This window comes from Candidatus Tisiphia endosymbiont of Neophilaenus lineatus (assembly GCF_964264975.1).
Lineage (GTDB): Bacteria > Pseudomonadota > Alphaproteobacteria > Rickettsiales > Rickettsiaceae > Tisiphia.
This window is the reverse complement of the sequence record NZ_OZ183649.1, coordinates 544,673-557,720: the sequence shown is the minus strand read 5'-3', so window position 1 is coordinate 557,720 and position 13,048 is coordinate 544,673. Positions and strand designations below refer to the sequence as shown.

At 32.5% G+C, this 13,048-nt stretch carries 14 protein-coding genes and 1 pseudogene; 6 read left to right on the top strand and 9 right to left on the bottom strand.

The window, feature by feature from the left end; genetic code table 11:
• Nucleotides 1–70 precede the first annotated feature (70 nt).
• The 8 genes and pseudogenes from ACFE3K_RS03350 to hslV form a co-directional block, all read right to left on the bottom strand.
• The gene (locus tag ACFE3K_RS03350; RefSeq protein WP_375359355.1) at nucleotides 71–169 is read right to left on the bottom strand and encodes a hypothetical protein; all 99 of its coding nucleotides are present in this window, start codon (nucleotides 167–169) and stop codon (nucleotides 71–73) included.
• Between the two features lie 17 nt (nucleotides 170–186).
• A complete protein-coding gene (locus ACFE3K_RS03345) occupies nucleotides 187–501 on the bottom strand; it encodes a helix-turn-helix domain-containing protein (protein ID WP_375359354.1) in 315 nt (104 codons plus the stop codon).
• A 100-nt stretch (nucleotides 502–601) separates the two neighbouring features.
• Nucleotides 602–1,150, bottom strand: coding sequence for an ATP-binding protein (locus ACFE3K_RS03340; RefSeq protein ID WP_375359353.1), 549 nt, complete (start codon nucleotides 1,148–1,150; stop codon nucleotides 602–604).
• Nucleotides 1,128–1,370 (bottom strand): ATP-binding protein, encoded by a 243-nt coding sequence (locus ACFE3K_RS03335; protein WP_375359467.1) that lies wholly within the window; start codon nucleotides 1,368–1,370, stop codon nucleotides 1,128–1,130. Before ACFE3K_RS03335 ends, ACFE3K_RS03340 begins: the two co-directional genes overlap by 23 nt.
• Before the next feature lie 2 nt (nucleotides 1,371–1,372).
• Nucleotides 1,373–1,597 (bottom strand): hypothetical protein, encoded by a 225-nt coding sequence (locus ACFE3K_RS03330; protein ID WP_375359543.1) that lies wholly within the window; start codon nucleotides 1,595–1,597, stop codon nucleotides 1,373–1,375.
• A 21-nt stretch (nucleotides 1,598–1,618) separates the two neighbouring features.
• Nucleotides 1,619–1,974 (bottom strand): annotated as a pseudogene (locus tag ACFE3K_RS03325) (magnesium chelatase domain-containing protein); the annotation flags it as partial.
• Between the two features lie 2 nt (nucleotides 1,975–1,976).
• Complete coding sequence (hslU, locus tag ACFE3K_RS03320) at nucleotides 1,977–3,341, bottom strand: ATP-dependent protease ATPase subunit HslU (protein ID WP_375359352.1); 1,365 nt, start codon at nucleotides 3,339–3,341, stop codon at nucleotides 1,977–1,979.
• Nucleotides 3,338–3,898 carry an ATP-dependent protease subunit HslV gene (hslV, locus tag ACFE3K_RS03315; RefSeq protein WP_375359351.1) on the bottom strand — a complete coding sequence of 187 codons (561 nt, stop codon included), beginning with the start codon at nucleotides 3,896–3,898 and terminating at the stop codon, nucleotides 3,338–3,340. The genes hslU and hslV overlap by 4 nt, the downstream gene beginning before the upstream one ends.
• 90 nt (nucleotides 3,899–3,988) lie before the next feature.
• Between hslV and ACFE3K_RS03310 the strand changes: the two genes are divergently transcribed.
• The 5 genes from ACFE3K_RS03310 (at nucleotide 3,989) to ACFE3K_RS03290 (ending at nucleotide 9,592) form a co-directional block, all read left to right on the top strand.
• On the top strand, nucleotides 3,989–4,354 hold the full coding sequence (locus tag ACFE3K_RS03310) for a DUF2628 domain-containing protein (protein WP_375359350.1): 366 nt from the start codon (nucleotides 3,989–3,991) through the stop codon (nucleotides 4,352–4,354).
• Between the two features lie 51 nt (nucleotides 4,355–4,405).
• Nucleotides 4,406–4,756 (top strand): HIT domain-containing protein, encoded by a 351-nt coding sequence (locus tag ACFE3K_RS03305; protein ID WP_341747712.1) that lies wholly within the window; start codon nucleotides 4,406–4,408, stop codon nucleotides 4,754–4,756.
• A gap of 23 nt (nucleotides 4,757–4,779) precedes the next feature.
• Nucleotides 4,780–5,805, top strand: a complete 1,026-nt coding sequence (gene asd / locus ACFE3K_RS03300; RefSeq protein WP_375359349.1) for an aspartate-semialdehyde dehydrogenase — start codon at nucleotides 4,780–4,782, stop codon at nucleotides 5,803–5,805.
• Between the two features lie 490 nt (nucleotides 5,806–6,295).
• Nucleotides 6,296–8,053 (top strand): type I secretion system permease/ATPase, encoded by a 1,758-nt coding sequence (locus tag ACFE3K_RS03295; RefSeq protein WP_375359348.1) that lies wholly within the window; start codon nucleotides 6,296–6,298, stop codon nucleotides 8,051–8,053.
• Between the two features lie 9 nt (nucleotides 8,054–8,062).
• A complete protein-coding gene (locus ACFE3K_RS03290; RefSeq protein ID WP_375359347.1) occupies nucleotides 8,063–9,592 on the top strand; it encodes an HlyD family type I secretion periplasmic adaptor subunit in 1,530 nt (509 codons plus the stop codon).
• A gap of 380 nt (nucleotides 9,593–9,972) precedes the next feature.
• Here ACFE3K_RS03290 and ACFE3K_RS03285 read toward each other — a convergent pair whose 3' ends face one another.
• Nucleotides 9,973–10,821: a DsbA family protein gene (locus ACFE3K_RS03285; protein WP_375359346.1), complete on the bottom strand. Its 849-nt coding sequence runs from the start codon at nucleotides 10,819–10,821 to the stop codon at nucleotides 9,973–9,975.
• Nucleotides 10,822–11,251: 430 nt separating this feature from the next.
• On the opposite strand from ACFE3K_RS03285, the gene ACFE3K_RS03280 reads away from it, so the two are divergent.
• Nucleotides 11,252–13,000, top strand: coding sequence for a hypothetical protein (locus ACFE3K_RS03280; protein WP_375359345.1), 1,749 nt, complete (start codon nucleotides 11,252–11,254; stop codon nucleotides 12,998–13,000).
• The last annotated feature ends 48 nt before the right edge of the window (nucleotides 13,001–13,048 follow it).

The window sequence follows — 13,048 nt, the reverse complement described above, 5'->3', positions numbered from 1 at the left end:
GTCAGTTGCCTTGAATACTGCGAGAAAGCTCTTCTAAGAATTTATACTAATTGCAATAATTAACACCGTGTTAATTATTACAATTGGTATTATATCTATTTTGAGTCTCTTGATTTGATTTTGGATGCATTGAACGAGAAGTAATCCAGCTAAAACCAAGGCGGTGCATAGTATTGTAGACTGTTTTTAAAGCACATTTAGCACCATGATATGTAGCTCCTTTCCAGTTATATACCCACCAGTTTTACTTTCACTGAGCGTATTGATTTTATCAAAAATAGCAGACTCTTGTATACTGTTAATCTTCCTAGGGGCAGCGCTTCTTTGTGATTCAAATAATCCTTCAAAACCATGATTCCTAAATCTTCTGAGCCATGATTGCACAGTTTTCCAGTGTGACTTCACTATTTTAGATATGGCTTTAAAAGATTTGCCTAATTGAAGGTGATACATCGCCAATAAACGTATACGATTTCGACCATGCGGCTCATGTTTCATCATTTTTATAAAATCATGACCTTCAAAACCTTGCGGTAATATTAACCTAGCTATTTGAGTACCTATTTATCAGTTAAAAACCCATTTTATAACACCGTGTTAATTATTGCAATTGGTATAAATCCTTACCGTCATCTACTGGCAATGCATGTTCGATAAGCAACTGTCCGTCCAAACGGTTATTTGTTTTGATATTATATCCTTCATATCTAGTTTGTTGAATATTACGAGCCATTTCGACCCTGTATGCTATCTGCCTCGACTCTTCTTCTGTATTATCTTCTATTAAATCATAGTTATATGAGTCGATAGATCCTACCTCTATATGTAGATCAAATCGATCCATGATAGGACCAGAAATTCGCATCTGATAATCGCTCCCACATTTTGGGGCTTTAGAACATGCTTTGTGAGGATCGCTTAAATAACCACATTTACAAGGATTCATTGCTGCTATTAACTGAAAGTGAGCAGGATATTTTATATGCGAATTTGCTCTAGCAATTAGTATTTCTCCGGTTTCAATTGGTTGCCTTAAAGATTCGATAACGTTAGGTGAAAATTCTGGTAATTCATCTAAAAACAACACTCCGTTATGTGCTAACGAGATCTCTCCAGGTTTTACTCTTTTACCAACCCCACCGCCGACCATCGCTGCTATCGAGCATGAGTAGTGGGGGGGTGCGAAAAGGTCTAGCTCTTGATAGTTTCCCGTTTGCTAGCTTGCCTGCAACGCTTGCTATAGTACTGCACTCCAATATTTCTTCGGGTCGCATTTTGGGTAATATACCAGGTATACATTGTGCCAACATAGATTTGCCAGTACCAGGTGGACCAAGCATTAATAGATTGTGACCACCAGAGGCTGCTATTTCTAAAGCTCGCTTAGTGGCTTTTTGTCCTTTTTGATATCTTTAAAATTAAGGTAATTTATTATACTAGTGTCAATTTCTAATTCAGGTGATGATAATATTTGTGAGCCTTTAAAATGGTTAACTAACTCTATTAAATTTCCTGCTACCAAAATATTATTATTGCCAGACCATGCAGCTTCCTGACCATTAGATTTTGAACAAATTAGCCCTTTATTTCTAGCCAAAGCACCAATAGCAGCAGGTAAAGCCCCGCTGACAGGTAGAATAGAACCATCTAGAGATAATTCGCCTATTACTAGATATTCTTGTATTTCCTCAGCATTTTCATGCTGCTAAGTATAGCACAAGCAATAGCAAGGTCAAAATGACTACCTTCTTTAACCAAATCAGCTGGAGCTAAATTTATCAGTATTTTTTAAGCAGGCAAGGCAAGACCTATTGAAGAAAGTGCTGCTCTAACTCGTTCTTTAGACTCGCCAATAGTTTTATCAGCAAGTCCTACTATAGTAAAATTAGGTATCCCTGGTGATATCTGTACTTGCACATCAACATCGATAATATCTATACCGCTAAAAGTTAAACTACCAAGGTGAACTATCATTTTTATAAAATAAATTTTACTAGATCAAGATTCTTGATAATTTTTGATAATTGCTGGTCGACAAAATGTTCGTCAATAACTATCTCTTTTTCTTTCGTATCACTTACATTGAAGCTTATCTCCTCCAATAAATTTTCTAGAATAGTATGTAATCTTCTTGCTCCAATATCTTCAACTTCTAAGTTAACATTTGCTGCATAAGTAGCAATTTTATCTATTGCATTATCAGTAAATTTTAATTTTACCCCTTCGGTTGCAATTAAGGCTGAATATTGTTTTATTAAACTTGATTCTGGTTCAATTAAAATTTTTATCATATCGTCCTTAGTAAGTGAGCTTAACTCTACTCTAATAGGTAGCCTTCCTTGCAATTCAGGTAACAAATCAGATGGTTTTGATAAATGGAAAGCACCTGATGCTATAAATAATATATGTGCAGTTTCTATAGGTCCATGTTTTGTATTAACAGTTGTACCCTCAATAATAGGTAATAAATCTCTTTGCACTCCTTCTCTACTAATTTCTGAACTTTTCCCCTCAGCTCTTGAGGTGATTTTATCTATTTCATCCAAAAATACTATACCATCATTTTGTGCTAGCACTAAGGCATCTTGAATAATTTTTTCTTGATCGATTAATTTTTCTGACTCTTCGGCAGAAATAATTAAATGAGCATCTTTAACCAGCATTTTCTTAGTTTTTGTTTTATTAGTACCGATAGCTTTGCCGATCATATCAGAAATATTTAATACGCCCATGGCAGCTCCTGGCATACCAGGAATCTCAAAATTACTACTACCAAATAAGCCACCTGAATCTGTTATACTTATTTCAATTTCAGTATTGTCAAGTTCACCTTTTTCAAGCTTGCGACAAAATTTTTCTCTAGTTTCAGTTGATGCTGATTTGCCGACTAAAGCATCCAAAATCCTCTCTACAGTTTTTAAATGTGCATTAGCAATCACTGCTTTTTTAGCATTAGCTTTTTGTGTGTTAACAGCTATTTCCACTAAGTCTCGTATTATTGACTCAACATCTCGTCCAACATATCCTACTTCAGTGAATTTTGTTGCTTCTACTTTAAGAAATGGTGAGTCGCTAAGCTTCGCAAGTCGCCTAGCGATTTCAGTCTTGCCTACGCCAGTTGGTCCTATCATTAAAATATTTTTTGGCACTATTTCTTGACGAAGTGGTTCGTCTACATTTCTACGTCTACAGCGATTCCGCAACGCTATCGCAACAGCTTTTTTAGCTTTATATTGCCCAACAATGAATCTATCAAGTTCAGCTACGATTTTAGCAGGAGTTAATCCCATAGATTTAGCGGGAGTTAATCCCACTGATTTTTTCTTAATATTAGTACTCATATAACTTTTTCTAAAATAATATTATGATTGGAGAAAACACAGATGTCGGCTGCAATATTCATTGATTTTAAAGCAATCTCTTCTGCAGTTAGGTCATTGTCAAAAGACATTAAACCTCTAGCAGCAGACAGTGCATATAATCCACCAGAGCCAATGGCAGCAACGTCACCATCAGGTTCAACTACATCGCCATTACCAGTTAAAATTAATATATTTTTTTGATCTGCAACGATCATCATTGCTTCAAGTTTACATAAATATTTATCGCTACGCCAATCTTTTGCCAGTTCTACAGCACTTCTCAGTAACTGATACGAATATTTCTCCAACTTTAATTCTAATTTTTCAAATAAAGTTAGAGCATCTGCAGTAGATCCAGCGAAGCCAGCAATAATACTATTATTGAACATGACTCTTAATTTTCTTGCTGTAGATTTTAAAATTGTATTACCATGGGAGACCTGACCATCTGCTGCGATTACAACATTCCCACCTTTTCTTAAGCAAAGTATAGTAGTACCGTGTAATGTGACAGGACCGGGCGAGTTATCTGACATAAAGAATCTTTTAAATATTGATGTTTGGCTATTTGTTTATTATTATGCTATTTAAGTAATCATTTAATATCGTAATTACAAGACTTTCCTATGAATATTTATTCAATATATGTTAATCCTCAAAAAAAAGATAATGATTTTATTCTTATCAAGCAAGGTTTTTCATTATTTGCTGCGTTTTTAAGCGTGTTTTGGGCATTCTATCATAGAATGTGGTTACCACTAATAACTACTTTGATATTAAGTATTTTTATATCAAGTTTAGGTTGTACTAATTTTATTTCTGTAAGTCAACTCGCCATTATGTTGATATTTGGTTTTTTCAGCGATGATATGAGAGAATATGATTTGCAAAAAAAGAAATACCAACTGACAGACATAATATTAGCAAAATCTGAGATAGAAGCTGAATTAAAATTTTTAGAACGCTTAGAGGATGAAAAAAATGTGTTATAGTAATCTCAAATATTGACATTTGGGAGTAGATAATAAAAATGAGAGTATAATATGTATGACAAGAATAATGTTTTTGTAAAAATTATTGGTAAAGATATTCCAGCAGAGATAATATATGAAGATGATAATCTAATAGCATTTAATGATATAAATCCTGTAGCTCCAGTACATATAATAATTATACCAAAAAAAGAGTATATTGACTATAGTGATTTTATCCTTAAAGCTTCTAGCGATGAAATTAAAGATTATTTCACCAAACTAGCCTATATTGCATCGCTAGTTGGTTTAGATCAAGATGGCTATCGTTTGATTACTAATAAAGGGGTAAAGTCTGGACAGAGTGTGTTCCATTTTCATTTCCATATTATAGGGGGAAAAACTATTTCTAAGCTGATATAGTCAATTGATAAAAAGATATGTAGATGACAAAACAATATAATATTGCGGTAATTGGTGCGTCGGGTAATGTTGGGCGAGAAACTTTAGAAATTTTGTTTGAGAGAAATTTTCCAATTAATAATATCCACGCTATAGCTTCGAGTGAGTCTAATGGTAAAGAGGTTAGCTTTGGAGATGGCACTATAAAAATATCTGACATAGACAGTGTAGATTTTAGTAAAATCGATATTGCTTTTTTCTCAGCTGGTTCAGAAATATCAAAGAAATATGTACCCAAGGTTGCAGAACAAGGTTGCATAGTTATCGATAAATCGTCATTTTTCAGACTTGATTCTGATGTTCCTTTGATAGTTCCAGAAGCCAATCTAGCGAGCCTTAAAGATTATACTATTAAAAATATTATAGCTAATCCGAATTGTTGTACTGCTCCTATAGCTACTGTATTAAAGCCTTTGTATAATGCAGTAAAGATTAAGAGAATGGTGATATCGACTTATCAATCGACTTCAGGAGCAGGAAAGAGAGGAATGGATGAGCTTTATGAGCAAACCAAGGCAAAATATGTCTTTAAGGACATCGAGCCTAAAGTTTTCCCACAACAAATAGCTTTTAATTTATTCCCACATATAGGTGATTTTAATAAAGACGGTTCTACTAGTGAAGAATCGAAGATTTCCTTGGAATTAGAAAAAATTATAGGATCACATGCTAAATTTAGTGTAACTTGCGTAAGAGTGCCAGTGTTTGTTGGTCATTCTATTTCAGTGAATGTTGAGTTTAGTGGAGAGATAGATACTAAAGAAATAGAAGAAATACTACAAGAATCAGACTCTATTGTAGTTAATTCTCATTTGGATAAAACACAATATGTTTCTCCCATAGATGTTGTTGGTAAAGATCTTGTTTATGTTTCGCGAATTAGAAATGATCCTAGTCAAAAAAATACCATTAATTTATGGATTACAGTAGATAATTTACGTAAAGGAGCAGCTTTAAACGCTGTACAAATTGCTGAGGAGTTGATAAAAGGATATTTGTCGAAAAAGTAATTAGGTTATATTTCAGGGTAATTTAAAAGTCACAACTAATGATAGAAAAGTTTGTTTTTTTAATGCATAAATGTCATTGCAATGAGCCGCAAAGCGGCGACATGGTAATCCAAAAGTTGCAATGGCAAAAAATAAAACAGCAAGCTGTTTATTTGGATCGCCACGCCACTTTGTGGCTCGCGATGACAACTATTCGTTTCTATAATTTAGTATTTTTTATCATTAGTTGTGATTTTAAAATTACTCTGTTATACTTCTAAGCTCTAAAGGTATAATAAAGAGGTTGCCATATTATTTATTTTGCGTATAGTGTAGAGTCAAATAAAAAATATTACAAATAGTATAATTTTTACCAATTAGCAGTAAAAAATATAATAGAGCCAGGAAGCCATCAGGTTCGGATAACTACTATTATCAGGACAGGCTAATTTAATTTGTGTTAGATGATATAGATTATATATTCAGAAAAATATAATATAACAATGGTAATATGAGAAATAATAGTGCATTAGTATCTCAAGTAATAAATCCCCTAACTACTGCTCTTGAGAAATGCAAAATTGCGTTTTGGATAGTTTTTAGTTTTGCGTTTGTTATTAACTTGTTAATGTTGATAACACCTCTTTATTCCTTGCAAGTTCTTGATCGGGTTATAGGAAGTGGTAACTTATTTACATTAATGTGGTTGTCTATTGTTATTGGTACGATCTATTTTATTTATGGGTTATTGCAAATTGCTAGATCATTCACCCTAATTAAAGTTGGTGAATGGTTGGATAAAACAATTGGTCCTGTAATTTTTGGTCACTCTATTTCAGCCTCTGCAACTCGTACTAATATCGGTGCTAGTCAGTTACTTCGTGATTTCCAAGCAGTAAAAACCTTTCTAACTAGCACTGGTATTAATACTTTATTTGATGCTCCTTGGAGTGTTGTCTATATAATAGTAATTTTCTTAATTCATCCATATATTGGAATCCTTACATTAGCTGGGGCTATTATTATTGTATCTACGGCTTTCTTTAATGCAGCTGCAACTAATAAAACTCTCGGTGAAGCTACTGAATTTTCTATAAAGGGTATGACGCAAGCTGACATCGCCAATAGAAATTCAGAAGTTGTAGAAGCTATGGGCATGATGAAAAATGTTACGACAAATTGGCATCAGTTTAATATTGCTGCTTTGGAGAAGCAATCAATTGCTAGCTACCGTAATGGTGCTATTTCTAATTTTTCAAGATTTATCCGTAATGTTATGCAGATGCTGGTAACTGGTATTGGGGCTTATGTTGTTGTTAGTACTTCAGGAAGAGAGATGACTACTGGTGGTATGATTATGAGTTCCATTATAGTTGGTAGAGCTTTAGCCCCTTTTGATAACGCTATTGAGTTATGGAAAAGTATGAGCGGAGCTATAAAATCTTATAAAAATATTAATCAACTATTTGCTTCGTATAAATTAAGAGAAGAAGCAATGCCAATTCCAAATGTTGAAGGACATTTAACTGTGGAGAATATTTATTATTCGATACCAATTCCTCCACATATACCACAACCGCCAGTACCAAGATACATTTTAAAAGGAGTGTCCTTTGCGGTGCAGCCTGGTGAGATATTAGCAATTATAGGACCTTCTGCAGCAGGTAAGTCAACTTTAGCAAAAGTTTTAGTTGGGGTATGGAAAGCATCGTCAGGGACTGTTAGGCTTGATAGTGGAGAAATTTATCGTTGGAACAGGGAAGACTTTGGTAAACATGTAGGATATTTGCCGCAAGGAATAGAGTTATTTAGTGGTAGTATAAAGCAAAATATAGCTAGGATGGCTGAAAATGCTGAGCCAGAAAAAGTAATTGAGGCAGCTAAAATTGCTGGGGCTCATGAAATGATCTTAAGATTACCAGATGGCTATGATTCAGATATTGGAATAGCAGGCTCTAATCTTTCTGGCGGACAAAAGCAACGAGTTGGTCTTGCTAGAGCATTTTATGGTAATCCTAAATTACTTATTTTAGATGAACCTAATGCAAATCTTGACGAAGCAGGTGAAATAGCCCTATCACATTGCTTAAAGCAAGCAAAATCTAAGGGTATTGCTGTAGTTGTTATCTCTCATAGACCTTCTGTATTATCGGTGGTAGATAAGATTTTGGTATTACAAGATGGGGTGGTAGCTCTTTATGGCACTCAAGAAGAAATGCAAAATCGAGTTAAACTGTTGCAAAATGGTGTAATCCACATTAATGAATAAGTTTTAAATATGGAAGAAAAGTCAAATAACAATAAGCCGGCATTTACAGCGGAGCAACTTAAACAACTTTTGTCGCTACAAAATGATTTAACACACACAAAAAAAACAAAGGGAGCTATTGTATCACAAAAGGTAATAGTAAAGATTTCTAATGCCATTAAAAATACATTATATTATCTTGATCGTTTCGTCAATTTTGTTACTAAAAATAATGATGTTGATCGCAATGATGTAGTGCAAATTGCTAGATCCCCAATTCTTTTTGGGGTATATGTAATAATCTTTTTTGTATTAGTTGGAGGGGTATGGGGCAGTTTTGCTCCTCTTGATAGTGCTGCTACAGCATTGGGTGTTGTTATAACGAGTGGTAATAAGAAGACAATTAATCACCAAGAAGGTGGAATTATAGCTAATATTTTTGTTAAACAAGGTGATCAAGTTAAAGAAGGAGATAAATTAATAGAGCTAGAAGATACAAGAATTAAGTCAGCATATGAAAGTAATTTAAGCCAATATAGACATGCTTTAGCAACGGAAAGTCGTTTAATTGCCGAGAGAGATAATCAAGCTCAGATTGAATTTCCAGAATTATTAACCAAAGATATCAATTTACCTGAAGTAGCAAGGATTATACATACCCAAGAAAATTTATTTCAGTCTAAAAAAGAAGTATATAAAAGTGAAAAAAATGCCTTACAGCAAAGGATCGAGCAATTAAATAAAAAAATTGAAGGTACGCAGGCTAAAAAAGTTGCAAATGTAAAAACTCTAGAGGTTGTTAAGGATCGTTTAAAGGCAATGGGTACATTGCATGGAAAAGGTTTTGCCAATAAAGCCGCTTTATTAGACTTAGAAGCTAAGGAAGCACAGTACAAAAGTGAGATAGCTATGGCAGAAGCTGAGATTGCATCTATTAAGCATTCGATTATAGAGTGTGAGATTAGCATTATTAACTTACAGAATAAATATACAGAGAAAACTCTGACTGAACTAAAAGAGGCACAAGAGCTAGTAGCTCGTTTTAAAGAAGCATTTAATGCACATCAGGACTCTTTAAATCGAGTGGTTATTAAATCACCAGTTGATGGTATTATAAATGTATTGAACTATCATACAATAGGACAGGTGATTTCACCAAGTTATCCGATTCTAGAGATTTCTCCAACTGATGATAATTTAATAATAGAAGCAAAAGTTCCAAGCAAGAATATAGATTCAGTGCATGAAGGCTTGGTAGCAAAAATTCGCTTCAGTGCTTTTAAATCTAGAACAACGCCGTTATTTACTGGCAAAGTTGTTAAAATATCTCCTGATATTGTACAAGACAGAAATACTCCAAGCCAAGATCCTACCACTTATTATATCGCTAGAATTGAGATTGATATGGATGAGTTTAATAAGATTGCAAAAGCTAAAAAGTTAGAGTTACATCCTGGTATGCAAGCGGAAGTTCAAATTGTTACTGGCACAAGGACTCTCCTGAAATATTTACTTGATCCTATTACTGATACGATGTTTAGAGCATTTAAAGAGAAATAATACAGTTACCCCGAAAAGGTTTTAGCCAAAAACGATGTCATCCTAGTACTATAACTATAGTACTAACGTCAAAACGCTGTCATTCTAAGCAATTGCGGGAATCTAAAAAAATAACATAGAAGGTATGTTATCATAATACCCTACTTTTTTTATATAACCACCATTAAAATGGCTGCTGATCGTCTATTAGCCAGGAGTCGCGAAAAAGCGGCGACGCAACAATCCAAGATCAGGATACGCGAAGCGTTACTCTAAAAAAACAGCTGCGCTGTTTACCTAGATCGCCACGGCATCTAAAGAGCCTTGCTACGACGATTATAGAAAAATGTAGGGTACTATGGTTAACTTGTTACATCGATAGTTGAGATTAAGTAAGTGTATTAATTTTCGGATTTGATACTAGAGTTTTCTAACGTTTTATCAATTACCCTAGAAAGGATTTCTAAACTATATCCATTTGTTAGTATGCCATTAACAAAAAATGCGGGTGTACCAACAAAACCTTGTGAACTAGCAGCAAGGTTAGTATTAGCAAGTAATGTTTCGAAAATTTTATTATTATTAAGACATTTAGCATAAGTTTCTGCGGATACTCCACCAATTTGAGCTATATTTGTTAGTAATTCACGATATCTATTGCTACTACCCCATTTATCTTGTTGTGCTAGTATTACACTTTGGAATTTAAGAAAACTATCTAGATCATTTGGACAACGTGCCAAAATTGCTGCATCTAAATCTTGCTTATTACCGATAAATTCACGAATTATATAAGCAATTTTATTGGTATCAATATATTTCTTTTTAAGCTCAGGTAGAATTTTTTCATGATAATAAGCACAATGTGGGCAAGTTGGAGAAAAATACTCAACTACCACTACAGTTGCCTTAACATTACCAAGAACTATATCATTTTGGCTAACATTGAAAGTTGGTTTATAAGGCATCTGTTTCAAGCTAACATCATTTATATCAGTAGAGTTAGTAGCAGAATCCTCTACCGTATCTAGAGGTTCTTCCGTATTAGTTGAAGCCGTACTGTCTTGAGGATTTACTATTGTATTCCATTTATCATTGGCAAGGTTGTCATTATTTTCTTCTTGTGGAGCTTTTTCCTGCGTCACTTCAACCTTATTATCAGGTTGTTTGTTTTTATTATTAGATTTATCACTTTCTTCCGAACATGATATTAACAATAATGAAATTATAATGATAAGGATATTATGCATAAGTTTTGATATAGTTTTTAGTTAAATTAAATACTTTACTCTTCAGGATTTTATATTCCTTATGAGAAGCCCTTATAAAAATAAGGTTTTACTGATATTTAAGCAATAAAAATTTTTACTTATTCGTAACAAAATAATTAATTTATATACTATAAATATTTTTCTAATAAATAAAAAATACTATTAGTTAAAATAAAAATACTGTTATAATGATTTGAATCCCTTCGTAACTTTCGTGATAATTAAGTCTTATTTGCAAATAAGGTAACACAACCCAAGAAGAAGTGAAAAATATATTGGGATACCATGATGATACTGATATAATGCTTGATGGAAGCATGAAATGGGTATACATACGTATAATTTATGTTCTGATTAGTTAATTGATTCTCCTCCCTAGATACTGAATAACACGATAAGAAAATTAATTATGAAAGATTTTAATACTAAGGTTATTAGTAAGTATGAAGAAAGATTAAAAGGCTGTTTTGTCTCTTTAAGCTCTGAATGCATCGTGTCTTGTAAATATCCTAGTACTTTAAAAAGGTCTTTACGTACTTTTAATATTATAAAGATTCTACAACAGAATAGTGAGTTGCTTGATTATCTTAGTCTAGATAGTCAAAAGAACTTGCTCTCTGTTCTTGAGCATTACGGACCTCTCTCTATTGAAACGTTAAAGCAACAAAAATATCAAATGGAAGAAGTAACAAATTTTGTTACCTCTCTTAATCAATTGGTTGATTGCTTAAAAAGTTCTTCCACTTTATATCATGAAGAAAATAATAAGGCACTAAAACCTGTAATGGATTTAGCTAGAAACTTTGTACAACATTGTTGTATATTAATAACTGAAGATATTAAAAATCAAGATGTTATAAATAATCTACAAGCAACTGCAATTGTTTTAAATTTAGATAATTTATCGCTTGAGCAACAAAATCTACTTTTAGATCAATTGTTGCTCATTAAAGAATTATGGCAGATTGATTCTACTATTGACATAAAGAAAGAATCTGTTCCATTGTTATTTCATGCCAATATATTATTAACACTGAAAGAAGAAAACACTGTAGATTACACATACATTTTAAAAAAAATTACTAATTTTTTAATAGATGATCACAATGTATTGATGGAGTTAACCAATGCTAAGTTAATTTGCTTATATAATAGGCTAAAAGATTTATCTATTAAATCTCAGACCATAAACCATATTTTGCTAAGAATACATGATGAATCAAAATTTAGGAAGAGTTTCAGTAAACTTAATAATTCAGGATATGAGCTTTCAGTATTATTTGAAAATTATAATGCAATAATACATCAGATAGAAAATGCAGAGTTCGCTATAATAGAAAGATTCTTACTCCGGCAAAATGTCTTTATGCATGAAATTTTAATTAATATTACAAAGCATATAGATGCTATCAGGATGCTCAATATAACAGAAGATTCTGATCTGAATTATATATTAGCTCAGATTAGAAAAAGGTTAACTCAAAATATCCAAAGTGGTCATACTATTTCTTTAATGATTTCTTCTATTGAGTCTAAATTTTCTGCAAAACTTGAAGTTAAAATTATTAAACGATATGCTTCTTTAGATAGTTTTACTAAAAATGCTTTAAAAACTAGGTATCAGTTGTTATTTAAAAATATTACTTCATTATTAAAAAAAGAGCTAAATTATGCAGAGTTTGTACAACAGGTAATAACATGTAAAATTGCAGCTGATTATAAGATAAATAGCAATGTTACTTCAGTTAAAACGTTAAGACTAATTGAACAAGAAAGGTTAGAAGTAAAAAAACAATTATGTGAAATAAATTTTGTAGAAATTTTTAGTGACAAATATTTAAATAAAACATCTAGTTTAAGTTTTAAAAAATATGTCAGGAGAACTAGTATAACAACTCCTTCAGGTTATGTTACGGTAATTATTAGAATATTACTAACAAATTTTAGTGTTGAACAGCTTCAACTTTTATCACAATTTTTAATTAATGGTAATCTAATGACAATTCGAACAATCGTTCAACAAGAGTTGGTTATGCAAGTTAAAAAACGCACCACTATAAGTAAAGTAATATATTGTGTATTTACTAGAAAGAAAAATGAACTTACCATGCTCAATAATATCAAGAGAATTCTAAATGAATATACTAACCTCAATTAGATATAAGAACCCTTTTTTAGGGGGCATTTCTCCTTATATTAAAGCCAA